This is a genomic window from Streptomyces sp. NPDC093598 (assembly GCF_044764825.1).
Classification (GTDB): Bacteria; Actinomycetota; Actinomycetes; order Streptomycetales; family Streptomycetaceae; genus Streptomyces.
Genome location: NZ_JBIWIV010000011.1, coordinates 126906 through 146615, shown reverse-complemented (window position 1 = coordinate 146615; position 19710 = coordinate 126906). Strand labels below are relative to the sequence as shown.

Genomic DNA, 19710 nt, shown 5'->3' with positions numbered 1-19710 from the left:
TCAGCGAGGAGCGAACCGCGTGACCGCCGAGACGTCCGTGCCGTCCACAGCTCTGCTGGCAGGAGCTGACCGGGACGGTTCCAACTACACCGCGCGGCACCTGCTCGTCCTCGAGGGGCTCGAGGCCGTACGCAAGCGCCCGGGTATGTACATCGGGTCGACCGACAGCCGTGGCTTGATGCACTGCGTCTGGGAGATCATCGACAACTCGGTCGACGAGGCCCTGGGCGGGTACTGCGACCACATCGAGGTGATCCTCCAGGACGACGGCTCGGTCGAGGTCCGGGACAACGGCCGGGGCATCCCGATCGACGTCGAGCCCAAGACCGGCCTCTCCGGTGTCGAGGTCGTCATGACCAAGCTGCACGCCGGCGGCAAGTTCGGCGGCGGCTCGTACGCCGCCTCCGGCGGCCTGCACGGCGTCGGCGCCTCCGTGGTGAACGCCCTGTCCGCCCGGCTGGACGTCGAGGTGGACCGCGGCGGGCACACCCACGCGATCAGCTTCCGGCGCGGAGTCCCGGGCGCCTTCGCCGGGAACGGCGCGGAGGCCGCGTTCGAGGCCAAGAGCGGTCTGCGCAAGGCCAAGAAGATCCCGAAGACCCGCACCGGCACCCGCGTGCGGTACTGGGCCGATCGCCAGATCTTCCTCAAGGACGCCAAGCTCAACCTGGAGACGCTGCACCAACGCGCCCGCCAGACGGCGTTCCTGGTGCCCGGTCTGACCATCGTGGTGCGCGACGAGTACGGGCTCGGCGAGGGCGGCAGCAAGGGCGAGGAGTCCTTCCGCTTCGACGGCGGAATCAGTGAGTTCTGCGAGTACCTGGCCAACGACAAGCCGGTCTGCGACGTCCTCCGCTTCTCCGGGCAGGGCACCTTCAAGGAGACGGTCCCCGTCCTGGACGACCACGGTCAGATGACGCCCACCGAGGTCACCCGCGAGCTCGGGGTCGACGTCGCGCTGCGTTGGGGGACGGGCTACGACACGACGCTTCGGTCGTTCGTCAACATCATCGCCACGCCCAAGGGCGGCACCCACGTCGCGGGCTTCGAGCAGGCCGTCGCCAAGACGATGAACGAGGTGCTGCGCGCCAAGAAGCTCCTGCGCGTCGCCGAGGACGACATCGTCAAGGACGACGCCCTGGAGGGCCTGACCGCGGTCGTCACCGTGCGCCTCGCCGAGCCGCAGTTCGAAGGCCAGACCAAGGAGGTCCTCGGGACCTCGGCGGCCCGCCGCATCGTGAACAACGTGGTCACGAAGGAACTCAAGGCGTTCCTCACGTCCACGAAGCGGGACGCCGCTCAGCAGGCGCGTGTCGTCATGGAGAAGGCCGTCGCAGCGGCCCGCACGCGTATCGCCGCCCGGCAGCACAAGGACGCGCAGCGCCGCAAGACGGCCCTGGAGTCCTCCTCGCTGCCGGCCAAGCTCGCCGACTGCCGCAGTGACGACGTCGATCGCAGCGAGCTGTTCATCGTCGAGGGTGACTCCGCGCTCGGCACGGCGAAGCTCGCCCGGAACTCCGAGTTCCAGGCGCTGCTGCCGATCCGAGGCAAGATCCTCAACGTCCAGAAGTCTTCCGTGACGGACATGCTGAAGAACGCCGAATGCGGCGCGATCATCCAGGTCATAGGAGCCGGCTCGGGCCGGACCTTCGACATCGACACCGCCCGGTACGGCAAGATCATCATGATGACCGACGCCGATGTCGACGGCTCGCACATCCGCACCCTGCTGCTGACGCTGTTCCACCGCTACATGCGGCCCATGGTCGAGGCAGGCCGGGTCTTCGCGGCGGTGCCGCCGCTGCACCGCATCGAGATCGTCCAGCCGAAGAAGGGCCAGGACAAGTACGTCTACACGTACTCGGACCGCGAACTGCGCGACACGCTCATGGAGTTCCAGAGCAAGGGCATCCGCTACAAGGACTCGATCCAGCGCTACAAGGGTCTTGGTGAGATGGACGCCGACCAGCTGGCCGAGACGACGATGGACCCGCGCCATCGCACCCTGCGCCGGATCAACCTGTCCGACCTGGAGGCCGCCGAGCAGGTCTTCGATCTGCTGATGGGCAACGACGTGGCGCCGCGCAAGGAGTTCATCTCCAACTCGGCGGCGACGCTGGACCGGTCGCGGATCGACGCGTAGCCGCCGCACCCGGCTGCCGCCGGACACGGCCGGGGTGTGTGGTGCCCCGGCCGGTGCCCGCAGTGGTCCGGCATGCAGGAGGCGCCGGGAGATCGTCCCGGCCGTGCCGAGATGTCTCCACCCCTGGGTGGAGAGACGCACGGTCGGGGATCCACCCATGATCCACCCGGGCTCCGATCCCTTGACCTGGCGGATTCCGTAGCGTCGAAGACGTCGGCGGCACCCGCTGCCGGCATCCCTTCTCGCTCACGGAGGCGTGATGGCGTCGCGGGCGGGCTTCTCGCCGCACTTCTCGCCAAAGAGTTCTTCCGGACCCACTCCGGCACCGGCTGTGGCCGTCGCCGGCGTCGTTCGCGCTGCTTCAGGGCATCGCCGTCGCTGCCCATGCCTCGGGGTTCTCGGTGGCGGCCCTCGTGATGTGGTGCGGGTGCGCAGTGCCGTGCTGGGGCGGCTACCACCGGCGGTCGCTCTCATCGCGGCGGGTGTGGCCTTCGGTTCGTACGGGCCCCTGGTCCTCATCGCCGAGGGAGCTCAGCAACCCCGAGATCGCCCGAAGGCTTCATGTCTCCACCGCCACCGTGAAGACCCACATCAACAACCTCTTCACCAAGACGGGGATCAAGGACCTGCGCAGGCGGCGCGTTACGCCTATGGGAAGGGACTTGTGCGGCCACCAGCGGGTTAGTCACCTGATGGGGTGAAGAGCGAGGGGAAGAAGAGTCGGGGATCTTCCCGTTCTGTCCATCCTTGGGCATGCAGCCAAGCAAGGGCCGTCCCCCCGGCGGCGGGGCCGGCCAGGAGAGTCGGGTCGATCCTCTCGACGGGCATGCCCAGGTCCCGGCCGAGGAGGCCGGACAGCTGAGGTACGAGGATCCCTGGTACGACGCCCTCGCCTCCGGCTGGGGCGAGTCGGCCGATGCCGGAGTCCCCGCCCCGGTGGTGGTTCCGCCCGCACGTTCGGAGGGCGGGACGGGGCCCGCGGCGGCCGATGTGTACCTGGAGGTGCAGCGCAGTGCGGCCTTTCAGGAGGTGCGGAGGCGGTACCGGAGGTTCGTGGTGCCGGCGTTCGCGGCCTTCTTCGCCTGGTACGTGGGCTACATCGTGGCTGCCACGACAGCGCCGGAGCTGATGGCGCGGCCCGTGGCGGGAGCGTTGAACGTGGCGATGGTCGCGGGGCTCGGGCAGTTCCTGTCCACGTTCCTGCTCACCTGGGCGTACGCACGCCACGCGCGACTGCGCAGGGACCGGGCGGCGCTCGAACTGCGCTGGGACACACAGGAACTGACGCGTGGCGTGAACGGTGGTAGGTCGTGACGGGGGAACACCAGACGCTGGCGCTGCTGCTCTTCAGCGCGTTCGTCGCGGTCACGCTGGGGATCACGACATGGGTCAGCCGCAACCGGCGTGGCTCGGCGGAGGAGTTCTACGCGGGCGGGCGGCTCTTCTCGCCCATGGAGAATGGTTTTGCCATCGCCGGCGACTACATGTCGGCCGCCTCCTTCCTGGGCGTCACCGGACTCATCGCGCTGTTCGGCTACGACGGGCTGCTGTATGTCGTCGGGTTCCTCGTGGCGTGGCTGGTGGTGCTGTTCCTGGTCGCGGAACTGGTGCGCAACTGCGGCCGGTTCACGCTCGCCGACGTCGTGGCGGCGCGGATGAGGGAGCGGCCGGTACGGATCGCGGCGGGAACCTCCTCGGTCACCGTGTCCGTTCTGTATCTGGTGGCGCAGATGGTCGGCGCGGGCAGTCTGGTGGCGTTGCTGCTCGGGGGTACGAGCGACGCGGCGCGGGACTGGACCGTCATCGGTGTGGGCGCGCTCATGGTGATCTATGTGTCCATGGGAGGGATGAGGGCGACCACATGGATCCAGATCGTCAAGGCCGTCCTGCTGCTCGGCGGCACCATCGCGCTGACGGTGCTCGTCCTGGTGCGCTTCCACGGCGACCTGGACCGGCTGCTGCTCACGGCCGCCGAGCGCAGCGGGCACGGGAAGGCGTTTCTGGCGCCGGGGCTGAAGTACGGCGGGGACTGGACCGCCCGCTTCGACTTCATCAGTCTGGGGCTGGCTCTGGTGCTGGGTACAGCGGGGCTGCCGCACATCCTGTCCCGCTTCTACACCGTGCCCACCGCGCGCGCCGCCCGCCGCTCGGTCGTGTGGGCCGTCGGCCTCATCGGCGGCTTCTACCTCATGACGATCGTGCTCGGGTTCGGCGCGGCCGCCATCCTGGGACCGGACGCCGTACGCGGGTCGAACGCGGCCGGGAACACGGCGGTTCCGCTGTTGGCGCTCGATCTGGGCGGTGGTGCGGGATCCACCGGGGGGACGGTTCTCTTCGCGATCGTCGCCGCGGTCGCCTTCGCCACGATCCTCGCCGTGGTCGCCGGCATCACCCTCGCATCCTCGGCGTCCGTGGCCCACGACCTCTACGCGTCCCTGCGGCGCCGGGGCGGGACGCCCCGCAGCGAGGTGGCCGTGGCCCGTGTCGCGGCCGTCGGCGTAGGCGTGGTGGCGATCGCGCTCGGTCTGCTGGCGCGGGATCTCAATGTGGCGTTCCTGGTCGGCCTGGCCTTCGCCGTCGCCGCTTCGGCGAACCTGCCGGTGCTGCTCTACTCCCTGTTCTGGCGCGGCTTCACCACGCGGGGCGCCGTGTGGGCCGTCTACGGCGGCCTGGTCCCGGCCGTGGTGCTCGTGGTGCTGTCCCCGGTCGTCTCGGGCAGTCCCGACTCGCTCTTCCCGGGCATCGACCTCCAGTACTTCCCGCTGCAGAACCCTGGCCTGGTCTCGATCCCCCTCGGCTTCCTCGCCGGCTGGCTGGGCACCGTCACTTCGACGGAGGTCCCGGACGAGGCCAGGCACGCGGAGACCGAGGTGCGGTCGCTGACCGGGGCGGGAGCGGCGTAGACCCGCTGTCTTCACTGCCACGACCAGGACGGCAACCGTCACCGAGGTCGTGGAGAAGCCAGCAGCGGACGCGCTAACCGCGGGTCGCCCACACGTAACGGTGTTCCGGGCGGCCCGCGTCGCCGTACTTGAGGGTCAGTACGGCCCGCCCCGTGCGTTCCAGGAGCTTCAGATAGCGCTGGGCGGTCTGGCGGCTCACCCCGGTGCGTTCGGCGATCTCCTGGGCGGACAGGGGCCCGTCCGCGTTCATCAGGGACCGCCGGACCAGCTCCGCGGTGGTGGGGGAGTGGCCCTTGGGCAGGTTGGGCTCCGAGGACGCCGACAGGGCCCCGAAGATGCGGTCCACCTCGGCCTGTTCGGCTTCCCCGCCGCCGTCGAGGGTGCGGCGCAGCTCCGCGTAGGCCTCCAGCTTGGCGCGCAGGCCGGCGAAGGCGAACGGCTTGACCAGGTACTGCAGTGCGCCGTGCCGCATCGCCGCCCGCACGGTGGAGACGTCCCGGGCCGCCGTCACCATGATCACGTCGGCCTGGTGGCCGCGCCGCCGCATCTCCTGGACGACCGCCAGCCCTGTCGCGTCCGGCAGGTAGTGGTCCAGGAGCACCAGGTCCAGCCGGGGCAGCGTCTCCAGTCGGTGCAGCGCTTCCGCGGCGCTGTGGGCCTCCCCGGCCACATGGAAGCCCGGAACCTTCTCGACGTAGGCGGCATTGACCCGCGCGACCCTCGTGTCGTCGTCCACGACCAGCACCTCGATCATCACGACTCCTCCTCGGCGGTCTGCGGGGCTGACGGCACGGTCAGTGTGGCCGGTTCGGGGCCCGGCTCGGCCAGCGCCTCGGGAAGGACGACGGTGAACTCCGCGCCCCCGCCGTGCGCCTCACCGACGGTCGCGGTGCCACCCTGCCGCTCGGCCAGCCTGCGCACCAGGGAGAGCCCGATACCCCGCTCCCGGTGGGCCGGCGGCTTCTTCGTGGACCATCCCGTGGTGAAGATCAACTCCCGGTGCTCCGGCGGGATCCCCGGCCCCGTGTCGCGCACCCTGAGGATCGCCGTACGCCCCTCGGCGCGCAGTTCGACCTCCACGCGCGCGTGCGGCTTGCCGGCGACGGCGTCGAGGGCGTTGTCCACCAGATTCCCCACGACCGTGACGAGCCCCTGCGGGTCGACCAGCCGGTCGGGCAGCCGGGTCCGGTCCGACACCCACAGGGCGACGCCCCGCTCGGCGGCGACGGTCGCCTTGCCGACCAGGAGGGCGGCGAGCAGCGGGTCCTCGATCCGCTCGGTGACCTGTTCCGCGGTGGCCCGGTGATCGCCGACCACCTCGCCGACGAACTCGACGGCGTCGTCGAACATCTCCAGTTCCAGCAGGCCCAGAAGCGTGTGCATACGGTTGGCGTGCTCGTGGTCCTGCGCCCGCAGGGCGTCGATCAGGCCGCGGGTGGAGTCCAGCTCGCGGCCCAGCTGCTCCAGCTCGGTCCGGTCGCGCAGGGTGGCCACCGCGCCGCCGTCGTCGGTGGGCATGCGGTTGGCGACCAGCACCCGCTGGCCACGCACGGTGAGCAGATCCGTGCCCGTGACACGTCCGGCCAGCACATCGGCCGTACGGCCCGCGCCGAGCGCGTCGTCGGGCGTACGGCCCACCACCGTCTCCCCGAGGCCCAGCAGGCGCTGTGCCTCGTCGTTCACGAGGCGGATGCGGCCGGTGCGGTCCAGGGCGACGACGCCCTCCCGGATGCCGTGCAGCATCGCCTCGCGTTCCGACAGGAGTGCCGCGATGTCCGAGAAGGCCAGGTCCCGGGTCTGTCGGTGGACCCGGCGGGAGATGAGCCACGCGGCCAGCGCTCCCACGGCCAGGGCGCCGCCGGCGTACGCGAGGAGCCCCGGGATCGCGTGGATCAGCCGGGCCCGGACACTGTCGTAGGCGATGCCGACCGAGACCGCGCCGACGACCGTGCCGTCGCTGTCGCGCAACGGCACCTTGCCCCGGGCGGAGCGCCCCAGGGTGCCGCTGTCGATCTCCATGACCTCCTTGCCCGCCAGGGCCTGGCCGGGGTCGGTCGAGACGATGCCGCCGATCTGCTTCGGGTCCGTGTGCGACCAGCGCACGCCCCGCCAGTCCATCACCACGACGTACTCGGCCTTGGTGGCCTTACGGATCCGCTCCGCCTCCTTCTGCACCGGGCCGTTCGGCGACGGAGGCGTGTCCCTCACCTCTGCCGCGAGCCCGGGCTGCTGGGCGGTGGTCTGCGCGATCGCGAGCGCGCGGCGCATCGCCTGGTCGTCCAGCTGGTTGCTGAGGGGGGCGAGGAACAGCCCGGTCGCGAGGACGGCGACTCCCGCGGCGATCGCCACCTGCATCAGCAGCACCTGCGAGAACACCCGCCGGGGCAGGCCGAGGCGCAGGCGGCGTGCGGGGGGAGTGGGGCTCATACCCCAGACGGTACGTGCGGCCGGACGGCTGCCGTAGACGGGTGTGGCGTGGATCTCCAGATCAAGTGTGCAGATCGATGTGCACAGAGGCAGCATCAACGTCTGGAGCAGCGGCATCGATGCTTTGGGGCATCCATGCCGGACGGTCAGCCGGCCAGCGCCGTCGCCAGCCTCATCTCGCGCACCGCCACCACGTCCATCCGCGCGGGTGAACCGAGGACGGACGCCCCGCAGCTCTCCGGACGAGGTGGCAGCGCCGCTCCCTGGGCCACGTCGACCAGCCAGCGGCGTCCGTCGGTGTGGGCGACGGTCACCTCCCAGCGCCGGGCCGCGCCGACGGTCCGGACGACGCTCAGCGCCTCGGCGGCGAACTCGCCGGTCCTGGTGCGCACGGCCAGCTCGGCCGCCTGACCGGGTCGCTCCCAGGCCGAGTTGCCCCGGCAGCCCTCCACGACGATCCGTCCCTCCCGCGCGCCGTGCAGGACCTCCTTGAGGGAGTGCGCCTCGGCCCGGCCGTACGCGTATCCGTACGGCAGTACGAGCACCGTCGGGGAGAAGCGGTGACCACCCAGATGGGTGACCTCCCAGACGCCCTCGACTCCGGATGTCGCCAGCTCGGCCGCGAGAGGCCGGCCGAGGAGGGCGCAGCAGCGGTCGCGCTTGCCGTTGGTGCAGACGAGGGCGAGCGGATCACCGTCGTGGGGCCGCCCGCCGAGCAGCGCGTCGAACGTGTGGTGGTCGCCCCGGCCGAGTGCGGCGAAGTCGAGATCGAGCAGCCGTGCGGGGTCCGAGGTCGACGCACTGTGCAGCCACACGTTTCCCGGGACGGCATGGGCCGCGTACACCCGGCGTGTGGCGGGCATACGGCGGTCTGCGTGGCGCCCTGGGCGGCGGATGAGCGCGATCCGTACGCCCGTGTCCTTCGCGGCCGCTTCCAGGGCACGTCCCAGTGCGGGGTCCAGGTGGCTCGAAGTGAGCGCCTTGGCACCCCACGGACCGGGCTGTTCCAGCAACAGCCAGGTCCTCGCGGTGGCCGCGGTTCCCGAAACGGGCTCGTCGAAGTTCCGGGAGACGCTTGAGCACGTACTCACAGAGGTGAGCCTAACCTGACTTCGGTCGCGGCGACTTTCGGCCCCGCCCTGCTCTACTCCGGCAGTGGTCGCTTCTACCGCTACCGCGGTAGTCGGCCGTCGACCTTGTGCGGACCCGCGGCTTCGAGGACGTCTGGCATCTGCTCGTGCACGGCGAACTGCCAGACTCCGGGCAGAGCACGGCCTTCGCATGCGTACGGCATTGTCGCTGCTCGGCGCGGCGAAGGACCGCCGGGCGGGGTGTGGGCTGGAGCGTCGACATCCTGGAGCAGGCGGAGGGCGCGAAGATCATCAGGCCGGTGGCGCGGTGTGGGGCCGGAGGCGTCGGCGCATGTGCCCGCGTGAGCGAAGGCGTCGGAGGGGTACGAGAGGCCCGGCACCGGAAGGTGCTGGGCCTCTGACGTCCGGCCCGATGAGTGACCGTGGCGGGATCAGGCGTCGGGGATGTCGGCCTTGGCGTCGATGAGGGTCCTGCGGGACACGACGACGATGCGCTCGTAGTCCGCCCTGCTCGCATCGGCGGGGAGCTTTCCGTCGAGTTCTTCGGTGAGGTCCGTGCCGATCACAGCGAACCTGCCGTCGGACAGCTCGAAGACATCGGGGCAATTGGCACCAGTCGTACTGCCCCGGGCGCTGGGAGGGGTGCCGATCCGACGGATGATGTGGCTCACTGTTCTTGCGTTCCTTCTGATCTCGAGGCGTGGTGCGCACTGCGCCTGCGGTGCGATGCGGCCCTGTGGGGCCGCGGCCTCGACAACCGGGCGGCGTGGAGCGGCGGTTCGGCGGTGGTCGACCCGGTTCGCGGGATGCGCAGTAGTCAACCTTGTTGGCACCTGGGGAAACGCGCCGGTTTATGGGTTCGTTACCGCCCAGCCGTGTGATGCGTTCCGGAGAGTGATCCGCGAGGTACGGCGCTTACCGCCGAGGCGTGGAACTACTCGCCCGGCGGATCCCCGACCACCCACCACTCGTCGATGTCCGCCTCCTCCAGCTGCACGAGAAGATCGTCGACCATGCGTCCGAGCCCGGCCTCGTCGGAGGTGTCGACGAGGGTCGCCCGGTGCGGACGGGTGGCGTACCAGTACTCCCGGAAGAGGGGGTTCTGCAGCATGCTCCGGGCGAAGCCGAAGAACTCCTCCTTGGTGACGTTGCCCATGCGGTAGTAGCACAGGGCGTTGGTGTAGAGGGCGTTGGCGAAGAGGAACTGGCGCTGCTTCCCGGGGGAGACGGTGCCGTCGTAGGCGTCGAGCACCTCGGCCAGCTCCGGGTCGTCCATCGCCTTGCTCAGCAACTCCCAGTGCAGACGCTGCTGGTGCGCGAAGTTGGTCCGGCGCTGCGACTGCGCGGCCTCCTCCAGGTGCTCGATCCGGGCGCGCAACGCATGGAACGCGGGCCATTGCAGGGCCAGGGCGACGGCGGCACCCGCCGCCAGGCCCATACCTGCCGAGGCGGTGGCCCTCAGTCCTCGAAACCCAATTTTCTGTGTGGCCATGTCAACCCCCGGTTCAGGCGGCCGTCCGCCGGTCGTCGGGGTGCGGGTCGACTGGAGGGGACCGGCGAGCGATGGGCGGCGCTTGCCGTCTCCCAGAGTGCCGAGCGGCTCTGATCGGCGGGGAGGCGGAGAGGAGGCGCACGGAGGGAAGCGAGGGTCGCACAAACCGGCGCCATGCCCAACGTCTGCCCCGCGAGTGGTGCTAACAATCGTTCACTTCGGCGTGGATCTCACGGCTCGTATCCTGGGGCGGCATCCCCATTTCCCACGTGTGCCGGGAACGCGAGCCGGTGCACGCGTCGGCGCGAGAGAGGTCGCACGGTGAGTCAGCCGAGTCCGAAACCGCAGCAGATCCCGGTCGTCGTCCTGGCCGGCTTCCTCGGCTCGGGAAAGACCACCCTGCTCAATCACCTCCTGCACCGCAGTGGTGGCAGCCGAATCGGCGCCATCGTCAACGACTTCGGGGCGATCGAGATCGACGCGATGGCGGTGGCGGGATCGCTCGGCGACTCGACGGTCTCCCTCGGCAACGGCTGCCTGTGCTGTGCCGTCGACGCGAGCGAACTGGACCAGTACCTGGAGCGGCTCGCGGAGCCCTCCCTCGGCATCGACGTCATCGTCATCGAGGCCAGCGGTCTCGCCGAGCCGCAGGAACTCGTGCGGATGCTGCTCGCCAGCGAGCATCCGGGGGTCGTGTACGGCGGGCTCGTCGAGGTCGTCGACGCCGCCGAGTTCGACGACACCCGGGCCAGGCACCCCGAGATCGACCGGCATCTCGCGCTGGCCGACCTCGTGGTGGTCAACAAGCTCGACCGGGCGGCGGACGGCGAACGCGTCCTCGGGCTGGTGCGGTCCCTCGTCGACCACGCCGCCGTCGTCCCGGCCTCCTACGGGCGGATCGACCCGGAATTCCTCTTCGACTGCCGGCCGAGCGAGGAGCGCATCGGGCAGCTGTCCTTCGACGACCTGCCCCACGACGACGACCCCGATGAGAGCGACGCCTGCGACAGTGACCACGACGAAGGCCACCACGACGACAACCCGCACCCACGCGCTTCGGACGACCACACCGGACACCTGCACGCCGCCTACGACAGCCTGTCGTTCGTCTCCCCGGACCCCCTCGACCCGCGCCGCCTGATGGCGTTCCTCGACAGCCGGCCCGAGGGGCTGTACCGGATCAAGGGCTACGTCGACTTCGGGCCGTACGACGTCCGCAACCGCTACGCCGTCCATGCCGTCGGGCGGTTCCTGCGCTTCTACCCCGAGCCCTGGCCGGCCGGCGGCGAACGCCTCACCCAGCTGGTCCTCATCGGCTCCGGGATCGACGTTCCCGCCCTCGGCAAGGAGCTGGAGGCGTGCAGGAGCGAGGCCCCACACGCCGACGAGCACGGCATGTGGGGCGTCCTGCGGTACGTACGCGGTCCCGGAGAGGATCTCGCCGATCCGGCCTAGACCGGCCCGGCCACCACCGACACCGTCTTCGCCAGGGACACACCCGAGCCGTCGCGGCGCGGGTCGATGTCCGGGAGCGCCGCCGGGGTGCCGTTCTTCTGCGCGGCGAGAGCCGGGACGGGGCCCGCCCAGGCCAGGGACAGGCAGTCCTCGCCCTTCAGGAACCGCTGACAGCGGACGCCGCCGGTGGCGCGGCCCTTGCGCGGATACTGGTCGAACGGCGTCAGCTTGGCCGTGGTCTGGACGGAGTCGTCCAGCGTGCCCCGGGAGCCCGCGACGGTGAAGACGACGGCGTCCACGGCCGGGTCCACCGCCGTGAAGGAGATGACCTTCGCACCCTCGGCGAGCTTGATGCCGGCCACACCGCCGGCCGGGCGGCCCTGCGGGCGGACCTGGGACGCCTGGAAGCGCAGCAACTGCGCGTCGTCGGTGATGAAGACCAGGTCCTCCTCACCGGTGCGCAGCTCGACCGCGCCGACGATCCGGTCACCCTCCTTGAGGGTGATCACCTCGAGCTCTTCCTTGTTGGCCGGATAGTCCGGCACCACGCGCTTGACGACGCCCTGTGCCGTGCCGAGCGCCAGGCCCGGCGACGACTCGTCGAGCGTGGTCAGGCAGACCACCGTCTCGTCGTCCTCCAGGGAGACGAACTCCGCCAGCGGGGCGCCTCCCGCGAGGTTCGGCGCCGACAGCGTCTCCGGGAGCTGGGGCAGGTCGATCACGTTCAGTCGCAGCAGCCGGCCCGCCGAGGTGACCGCACCCACCTCACCGCGGGCGGTGGCCGGCACCGCCGAGACGATCACGTCGTGCTTCACACGCTTGGCACCGGCGTCCTCCGCGAACGGCTCCCCGTTCGCCGTACGGGCCAGCAGGCCCGTGGAGGACAGCAGCACCCGGCACGGGTCGTCGGCCACCTGAAGCGGCACGGTCGAGACCGGGGCACCGCCCGACTCCAGCAGGACCGTACGCCGGTCGGTGCCGAACTTCTTGGCGACCGTGGCCAGTTCGGAGGAGACCAGCTTGCGCAGCTCCGCGTCCGAGTCGAGGATGCGGGTCAGCTCCTCGATCTCCGCGTTGAGGCGGTCCTTCTCCGACTCCAGCTCGATGCGGTCGTACTTGGTCAGACGGCGCAGCGGTGTGTCGAGGATGTACTGCGTCTGCACCTCGCTCAGCGAGAACTGCTCCATCAGGCGCTGCTTGGCCTGCGCGGAGTTCTCGCTGGAGCGGATCAGGCGGATGACCTCGTCGATGTCCAGCAGGGCCGTCAGCAGGCCCTCGACCAGGTGCAGCCGGTCGCGCTTCTTGCCGCGGCGGAACTCCGAACGCCGCCGCACGACGTTGAAGCGGTGGTCGAGATAGACCTCCAGGAGCTCCTTGAGGCCCAGCGTGAGCGGCTGGCCGTCGACCAAGGCCACGTTGTTGATGCCGAAGGACTCCTCCATCGGCGTCAGCTTGTAGAGCTGCTCCAGGACCGCCTCCGGCACGAAGCCGTTCTTGATCTCGATGACCAGGCGCAGGCCGTGCGCGCGGTCGGTGAGGTCCTTGACGTCGGCGATGCCCTGGATCTTCTTCGAACCGACCAGGTCCTTGATCTTGGCGATGACCTTCTCGGGGCCGACCGTGAACGGCAGCTCCGTGACGACGAGACCCTTGCGGCGGGCCGTCACGGGCTCCACCGACACCGTCGCGCGGATCTTGAACGTGCCGCGCCCGGACTCGTACGCGTCCCGGATGCCGGACAGACCGACGATGCGGCCGCCGGTGGGCAGGTCGGGGCCCGGGACGTGCTTCATCAGGGCGTCGAGATCCGCGTTCGGGTACCTGATCAGGTGGCGGGCGGCGGCGATGACCTCGCGCAGGTTGTGCGGCGCCATGTTCGTGGCCATGCCGACCGCGATGCCCGAGGCGCCGTTGACCAGCAGGTTGGGGAAGGCGGCGGGCAGGGCCACCGGCTCCTGCTCCTGGCCGTCGTAGTTGGGGTTGAAGTCGACGGTGTCCTCGTCGATCGACTCCGTCATCAGGCTCGTGGCCTCGGCCATCCGGCACTCGGTGTACCGCATGGCGGCCGGCGGGTCGTCGTTGCCCAGCGAGCCGAAGTTGCCGTGGCCGTCGACCAGGGGGACCCGCATCGAGAAGGGCTGGGCCATGCGCACGAGGGCGTCGTAGATCGACGCGTCGCCGTGCGGGTGCAGCTTGCCCATCACCTCGCCGACGACACGGGCGCACTTGACGTACCCGCGCTCGGGGCGCAGCCCCATCTCGCTCATCTGGTAGACGATGCGGCGGTGCACCGGCTTGAGGCCGTCGCGTGCGTCCGGCAGGGCGCGGGAGTAGATGACCGAGTACGCGTACTCGAGGAAGGAGCCCTGCATCTCGTCGACGACGTCGATATCGAGGATCCGCTCCTCGTACGAGTCGTCGGGCGGCGGGGTCTTCGTGCTGCGGCGGGCCATCGCTGCCGGCTCCTCCTGTTACTGGTCGCTCGCCTACGGGGTGTTCACGTCCGTCACGAGACGTCGACCGTGCTCAGCCCTTCGGGCCTCCGCGCGCTCGCCCTCTCGTCACCGACCGCCCCTGCGGCTCGCTCATGTTGCTGCGATCCGGATCTGACGCCGACCATTGTGGACCGCCGCACTGACAACCGGGACCAGGGCCCGGTTCAGGACGCCTCTCGCGCTGTCGGGCCCAGGTCGCCGCCGGGAACTTCACCAGGGCCTCGCACGCTTGCATACAGTGGCAGGACCGGCAGGAATCCGCGGTCTGAACAACCGCTCAGCGATCGAAGGGACGTACATGCCCATGGGTCACACGGCCACAGCCCAGGCAGGCTCCGGGGGCCTGACAGCGACCGAGCACCGCCTGGCCAACGGCCTGCGCGTGGTGCTCTCCGAGGACCACCTGACCCCGGTCGCGGCGGTGTGCCTCTGGTACGACGTCGGCTCACGCCACGAAGTCAAGGGGCGTACCGGCCTGGCTCACCTTTTCGAGCACTTGATGTTCCAGGGTTCCGCCCAGGTCAAGGGCAACGGCCACTTCGAGTTCGTCCAGGGTGCGGGCGGCTCGCTGAACGGCACGACCAGCTTCGAGCGGACCAACTACTTCGAGACCATGCCCGCCCACCAGCTGGAGCTCGCCCTCTGGCTGGAGGCCGACCGCATGGGCTCCCTGCTGGCCGCGCTCGACGACGAGTCGATGGAGAACCAGCGCGACGTCGTCAAGAACGAGCGCCGCCAGCGCTACGACAACGTGCCGTACGGCACCGCCTTCGAGAAGCTGACGGCCCTCGCCTACCCGGAGGGCCACCCCTACCACCACACCCCGATCGGCTCCATGGCCGACCTGGACGCGGCGACCCTGGAGGACGCGCGCGCGTTCTTCCGCACCTACTACGCGCCGAACAACGCCGTGCTCTCCGTGGTCGGCGACATCGACCCGGAGCAGACCCTCGCCTGGGTGGAGAAGTACTTCGGTTCCATCCCCGGTCACGACGGCAAGCCCGCCCCGCGCGACGGCTCGCTGCCGGAGACCATCGGCGAGCAGCTGCGCGAGGTCGTCGAGGAGGAGGTCCCGGCGCGCGCCCTGATGGCCGCCTACCGGCTGCCGCACGACGGCACGCGCGCGTGCGACGCGGCCGACCTGGCCCTCACCGTCCTCGGCGGCGGCGAGTCCTCCCGCCTCTACAACCGGCTCGTGCGGCGCGACCGTACGGCCGTGGCGGCCGGCTTCGGCCTGCTGCGGCTCGCCGGTGCGCCCTCCCTGGGGTGGCTGGACGTGAAGACGTCCGGTGACGTGGAGGTCCCGGTCATCGAGACCGCCATCGACGAGGAGCTCGCCCGGTTCGCCGAGGAGGGCCCCACGGCCGAGGAGATGGAGCGCGCCCAGGCACAGCTGGAGCGCGAGTGGCTGGACCGGCTCGGCACGGTCGCGGGCCGCGCCGACGAACTGTGCCGGTACGCCGTGCTGTTCGGCGACCCGCAGCTCGCCCTGACCGCCGTCCACCGTGTGCTGGAGATCACGGCGGAGGAGGTCCAGGAGGTCGCCAAGGCCCGCCTGCGGCCCGACAACCGCGCGGTGCTCGTCTACGAGCCCGTCGCCGACGAGACCGACGACGCCGAGGACATCGCAGCCGCGGCCACCGACGAGAACGAGGAGGCGGCCAAGTGACCGAGCTCGCCACGATGGACTTCCACCCCCGGCCGCAGGCGGGTGACGCCCGGCCCTGGGCCTTCCCGGCCCCCGACCGCGGCACGCTCGACAACGGCCTGACGGTGCTGCGCTGCCACCGCCCCGGCCAGCAGGTCGTCGCCGTGGAGGTGCTGCTGGACGCCCCCCTGGACGCCGAGCCGGCCGGCCTCGACGGCGTGGCCACGATCATGGCCCGGGCCTTCTCCGAGGGCACCGACAAGCACTCCGCCGAGGAGTTCGCCGCCGAGCTGGAGCGCGCCGGCGCCACCCTCGACGCGCATGCCGACCACCCCGGCGTCCGGCTCAGCCTGGAGGTGCCGGCCTCCCGGCTCGCCAAGGGACTGGGCCTGATCGCCGACGCCCTGAGGGCGCCCGCGTTCGCCGACAGCGAGGTCGAGCGGCTGGTCCGCAACCGCCTCGACGAGATCCCGCACGAGCTGGCCAACCCCTCCCGTCGCGCCGCCAAGGAGCTCTCCAAGGAGCTGTTCCCGGCAAGCTCGCGCATGTCGCGGCCCCGGCAGGGCACCGAGGAGACGGTCGCCGCGATCGACTCCGCGGCCGTACGCGGCTTCTACGAGAAGCACGTCCGCCCCGCCACGGCCACCGCCGTGGTCGTCGGTGACCTCACCGGCATCGACCTCGACGCCCTGCTCGGGGACACGCTGGGCGCCTGGACGGGCTCCTCGGCCGAGCCGCGCCCGGTGCCGCCGGTGACCGCCGACGACACCGGCCGGGTCGTTATCGTGGACCGCCCGGGCGCGGTCCAGACGCAGCTGCTGATCGGCCGGATCGGCCCGGACCGGCACGACCGTGTGTGGCCCGCGCAGGTGCTCGGCACGTACTGCCTCGGCGGCACCCTCACCTCCCGCCTGGACCGCGTCCTGCGCGAGGAGAAGGGCTACACCTACGGCGTGCGGGCTTTCGGCCAGGTCCTCAGGTCCGCCCCGGACGGCACGGGTGCCGCGATGCTCGCCATCAGCGGTTCCGTCGACACGCCCAACACCGGCCCCGCGCTGGAGGACCTCTGGACGGTGCTGCGCACCCTCGCCGCCGAAGGCCTGACCGACGCCGAGCGGGACGTCGCCGTGCAGAACCTGGTCGGCGTGGCGCCGCTCAAGTACGAGACGGCGGCGGCCGTCGCGAGCACGCTGGCCGACCAGGTCGAGCAGCACCTGCCCGACGACTACCAGGCCGCCCTGTACCGGCAGCTCGCCGCCACCGGCACCGTGGAGGCCACCGCGGCGGCCGTGAGCGCCTTCCCGGTCGACCGTCTGGTGACCGTCCTCGTCGGTGACGCGGCGCAGATCAAGGCGCCGGTGGAGGCCCTCGGCATCGGCGAAGTCACCGTCGTCGCCGCCGAGTAGCGGCACGCGCGTAGGGGCCCTGGTTGTCTTCCAAGGCACCAGGGCCCCTTTATGCCCGAATTGGTACGGAGGTTGCCTGTCTGCCCTGTGGGATGCGCTACAAAAGCCGGGATCCGTTTGGGAATTGAAAGTGGTGCCGCTTAGCGTCATCCGGGCTGTTCGTCAGGCAGTGCGCCGCACCCGCGGCACCGGACAGTCATCGCCGAGTCCCCGTACGGCGCGAGCCAGGGGAGCCGGGGACCCACCGCAGTCCCTGGGGTGAATCGGACGCCCGCGCGAGCCGCGAGGGAGTCCGTAGGAGACCTTCCTGCTCCGAACCCGTCAGCTAACCCGGTAGGCGAGAGGGAAGGAAAGGACCAGCCACTACATGGCGTTCACTCGCGCCACCGGGAAGCACCGTCGTCCCAGCAGGATCCAGCGCGGCACCGCCCGCGCGGCGGGCGTCGCGGCCCTCGCCACCACCGGCGTGATCGGCACCGTGGCGGCCCCCGCGGCCTTCGCCGCCGAGCCCAGCCCCGAGCAGACCGGCCTCACCCCGGTCGTCACCATGGGCGACACCGTGGCCCAGCAGATCGACGCCCAGGCCATCGCGCAGCAGCAGGCCGCCGACGAGGCCGCCGCCAAGCGGAAGGCCGAGGAGGCCGCGCGCAAGCGGGCCGCCGAGTTGGCCGAGAGGGCCAAGGAAGCGGCCGAGAAGGCCCGCGAGGCCAAGGAGCGCGCCGCCCGCGAGGCCGAGCGCAAGCGCCTCAACGCCTACGTGGCCCCGATCTCCGGCTCGTACGTCTCCACCGGCTACAAGGCCAGCAGCGGCCTGTGGTCCTCCGGCAGCCACACCGGTGTCGACTTCCACGCGGCCACCGGCACCTCCGTCCACGCGGTCGGCGCGGGCACCGTCGTCGAGGCCGGCTGGGGCGGCTCGTACGGCAACCAGATCGTGATCAAGATGAACGACGGGACGTACACCCAGTACGGCCACCTGTCCTCCGTCGGCGTCTCGGTGGGCCAGCAGGTCACCCCCGGCCAGCAGATCGGCCTGTCCGGCGCGACCGGCAACGTCACGGGGCCGCACCTGCACTTCGAGGCCCGCACGAGCCCCGAGTACGGCTCGGACATCGACCCGGTCGCCTACCTCCGCTCGCACGGCGTGAACGTCTGACCGACACCTCTCGGCGTCTCCGAAGCCCCGGCTCACCGAGCCGGGGCTTTCGCGTTTACGGCGGCGCGCTGTCCAAAAAATATCCATGGATTCCCGCCTGCCGTCGGAAATTCCGGCTCATTGCAATAGAGTCACGGAACACGCGCCGCTCGCCGGCGTTTCACGGGGATTAAGCGGAGGTCGGTCATGCGTATTCCCGCGCACTCGGTGTGCACGGCCATCCGGGACGACATCGTCGCCGGTGTCCACGCGCGCGGCAGCCGGCTCACCGAGGAACTCCTCGCGCGCCGCTACGGCGTCTCGCGGGTCCCCGTCCGGGAGGCGCTGCGCACCCTGGAGGCCGAGGGCTTCGTGGTGACCCGGCGGCACGCGGGCGCGTGCGTGGCCGAACCCACCGAGCAGGAGGCCGCCGACCTGCTGGAGATGCGCATGCTGCTGGAGCCGCTGGGCGCCGCCCGCGCCGCCCAGCGCCGCACCGAAGCGCATCTGAAGGTCCTGCGCGGCCTGGTCCGGCTGGGCCAGGACCGGGCCCGCCGGGGCAACAGCGACGATCTGCGCTCCCTGGGCGGCTGGTTCCACGAGACGCTCGCCCAGGCCTCCGGCAGTCCCGCGCTGACCTCGATGCTCACCCAGCTCCGCCACAAGATCGCCTGGATGTACGCCGTGGAGGCGCCGCTCAGTCCGGTGGAGTCCTGGACCGAGCACGGCGCGATCGTGGACGCGGTGGCGCGCGGGGACGCCGAGCGCGCGCGGGCGGTCACGGCGCTGCACACCGAGCGCGCGACGGGCGCGCACCGCCTGCGCCTCGGCTCCGCCGGGGAGCGCGCCGACCGTGTGAGGAACTCGCAACATCCCGTAAACACGGCGAGCCTGCGGCATTAACACGGCAGCCGTATACAAAGAGAGCAGTAAATTCCCGGGGGCCTATTTCCGCTGCCCGAAATCGAGGAATTCCCAGCCTCTACCGTCCGGGAATGGCGAAGGGCCCGCCCAATGAATTCGGACGAGCCCTTCGTTGTGCGCCGGATCAGGCGCTCGGGAAATCAGACGGTCTCGGGCAGTTCCTCGAGACCCTCGGAGACCAGCTTGGCCAGCCGGTCCAGGGCGGCGTCCGCGCCCTCGGCGTCGGAGGCGAGGACGATCTCCTCGCCGCCCTGGGCGCCGAGGCCCAGGACGGCCAGCATCGAGGCCGCGTTGACGGGGTTGCCGTCTGCCTTGGCGATCGTCACCGGGACGCCTGCGGCCGTGGCGGCTCGGACGAAGATGGAGGCGGGGCGGGCGTGGAGACCCTCGGCCCAGCCGACGTTGACGCGGCGCTCAGCCATGTGTTGCTGCCCTTCGGTGTTCAGGGTTGTCTAGACCAGTTTCCCATATCGTGAAGCTGCGCCGGGAGCGGTCTCGAAGACCGCCCCGGGGTGCCGTCGGATCGCGGCCTCGACCCGACTGACGCCCACCACAGACTGCCTCGCGCCACTGTCGGACGCTAGCCGTACT

Annotated in this window: 15 protein-coding genes, 2 pseudogenes and 1 riboswitch; of the genes and pseudogenes, 10 read left to right on the top strand and 7 right to left on the bottom strand. The window is 70.8% G+C overall.

The annotated features are described in order from the left end of the window. Positions 1–19: 19 nt before the first annotated feature. The 4 genes and pseudogenes from ACIRDU_RS27760 to ACIRDU_RS27745 all read left to right on the top strand — a co-directional run bounded on the left by ACIRDU_RS27760 (position 20) and on the right by ACIRDU_RS27745 (position 5046). Positions 20–2143 carry a type IIA DNA topoisomerase subunit B gene (locus ACIRDU_RS27760; protein WP_403584072.1) on the top strand — a complete coding sequence of 708 codons (2124 nt, stop codon included), beginning with the start codon at positions 20–22 and terminating at the stop codon, positions 2141–2143. 508 nt (positions 2144–2651) lie between these two features. Continuing rightward, positions 2652–2828, top strand: a pseudogene (locus ACIRDU_RS27755) (response regulator transcription factor); the annotation flags it as partial. A gap of 68 nt (positions 2829–2896) precedes the next feature. Then, entirely contained in the window at positions 2897–3457 is a 561-nt protein-coding gene (locus ACIRDU_RS27750) for a DUF485 domain-containing protein (protein WP_403584069.1), read from the top strand. After that, positions 3454–5046, top strand: a complete 1593-nt coding sequence (locus ACIRDU_RS27745; protein ID WP_403584067.1) for a cation acetate symporter — start codon at positions 3454–3456, stop codon at positions 5044–5046. The genes ACIRDU_RS27750 and ACIRDU_RS27745 overlap by 4 nt, the downstream gene beginning before the upstream one ends. Positions 5047–5119: 73 nt before the next feature. Here the strand turns inward: ACIRDU_RS27745 and ACIRDU_RS27740 are convergent, their stop codons facing one another. From ACIRDU_RS27740 to ACIRDU_RS27730, 3 genes are all read right to left on the bottom strand, one after another. Continuing rightward, the gene (locus tag ACIRDU_RS27740; protein ID WP_403584064.1) at positions 5120–5800 is read right to left on the bottom strand and encodes a response regulator; all 681 of its coding nucleotides are present in this window, start codon (positions 5798–5800) and stop codon (positions 5120–5122) included. Then, complete coding sequence (locus ACIRDU_RS27735; protein WP_403584062.1) at positions 5800–7473, bottom strand: ATP-binding protein; 1674 nt, start codon at positions 7471–7473, stop codon at positions 5800–5802. Before ACIRDU_RS27735 ends, ACIRDU_RS27740 begins: the two co-directional genes overlap by 1 nt. A 146-nt stretch (positions 7474–7619) precedes the next feature. Further along, entirely contained in the window at positions 7620–8564 is a 945-nt protein-coding gene (locus ACIRDU_RS27730; protein WP_403584060.1) for a sucrase ferredoxin, read from the bottom strand. 48 nt (positions 8565–8612) lie between these two features. Here ACIRDU_RS27730 and ACIRDU_RS27725 point away from each other — a divergent pair. Further along, a pseudogene (locus tag ACIRDU_RS27725) lies at positions 8613–8755 on the top strand (citrate/2-methylcitrate synthase); the annotation flags it as partial. A gap of 240 nt (positions 8756–8995) precedes the next feature. Here the strand turns inward: ACIRDU_RS27725 and ACIRDU_RS27720 are convergent. Together ACIRDU_RS27720 and ACIRDU_RS27715 are read right to left on the bottom strand one after the other, a co-directional pair. Further along, a complete protein-coding gene (locus tag ACIRDU_RS27720) occupies positions 8996–9235 on the bottom strand; it encodes a hypothetical protein (protein ID WP_403584058.1) in 240 nt (79 codons plus the stop codon). 263 nt (positions 9236–9498) lie between these two features. After that, positions 9499–10056, bottom strand: a complete 558-nt coding sequence (locus tag ACIRDU_RS27715; protein ID WP_403584056.1) for a DUF6082 family protein — start codon at positions 10054–10056, stop codon at positions 9499–9501. 321 nt (positions 10057–10377) lie between these two features. On the opposite strand from ACIRDU_RS27715, the gene ACIRDU_RS27710 reads away from it, so the two are divergent. Continuing rightward, positions 10378–11511: a CobW family GTP-binding protein gene (locus ACIRDU_RS27710; RefSeq protein WP_403584053.1), complete on the top strand. Its 1134-nt coding sequence runs from the start codon at positions 10378–10380 to the stop codon at positions 11509–11511. On the opposite strand, the gene ACIRDU_RS27705 is transcribed toward ACIRDU_RS27710, so the two are convergent. Then, positions 11508–13964: a DNA topoisomerase (ATP-hydrolyzing) subunit A gene (locus ACIRDU_RS27705; RefSeq protein ID WP_403584050.1), complete on the bottom strand. Its 2457-nt coding sequence runs from the start codon at positions 13962–13964 to the stop codon at positions 11508–11510. The genes ACIRDU_RS27710 and ACIRDU_RS27705 overlap by 4 nt on opposite strands. 340 nt (positions 13965–14304) lie before the next feature. On the opposite strand from ACIRDU_RS27705, the gene ACIRDU_RS27700 reads away from it, so the two are divergent. The 4 genes from ACIRDU_RS27700 to ACIRDU_RS27685 all read left to right on the top strand — a co-directional run bounded on the left by ACIRDU_RS27700 (position 14305) and on the right by ACIRDU_RS27685 (position 19098). Continuing rightward, positions 14305–15675 (top strand): M16 family metallopeptidase, encoded by a 1371-nt coding sequence (locus tag ACIRDU_RS27700; RefSeq protein ID WP_403584048.1) that lies wholly within the window; start codon positions 14305–14307, stop codon positions 15673–15675. After that, a complete protein-coding gene (locus ACIRDU_RS27695) occupies positions 15672–17060 on the top strand; it encodes a M16 family metallopeptidase (RefSeq protein WP_403584046.1) in 1389 nt (462 codons plus the stop codon). The genes ACIRDU_RS27700 and ACIRDU_RS27695 overlap by 4 nt, the downstream gene beginning before the upstream one ends. 190 nt (positions 17061–17250) lie before the next feature. After that, positions 17251–17415: riboswitch (cyclic di-AMP (ydaO/yuaA leader) on the top strand. 12 nt (positions 17416–17427) lie between these two features. Continuing rightward, positions 17428–18216: a M23 family metallopeptidase gene (locus tag ACIRDU_RS27690; RefSeq protein WP_403584043.1), complete on the top strand. Its 789-nt coding sequence runs from the start codon at positions 17428–17430 to the stop codon at positions 18214–18216. A 186-nt stretch (positions 18217–18402) separates the two neighbouring features. Continuing rightward, positions 18403–19098, top strand: a complete 696-nt coding sequence (locus tag ACIRDU_RS27685; RefSeq protein WP_403584041.1) for a GntR family transcriptional regulator — start codon at positions 18403–18405, stop codon at positions 19096–19098. A gap of 161 nt (positions 19099–19259) precedes the next feature. On the opposite strand, the gene ACIRDU_RS27680 is transcribed toward ACIRDU_RS27685, so the two are convergent. Then, positions 19260–19541 carry an HPr family phosphocarrier protein gene (locus ACIRDU_RS27680; protein ID WP_003993478.1) on the bottom strand — a complete coding sequence of 94 codons (282 nt, stop codon included), beginning with the start codon at positions 19539–19541 and terminating at the stop codon, positions 19260–19262. Positions 19542–19710: the final 169 nt, after the last annotated feature.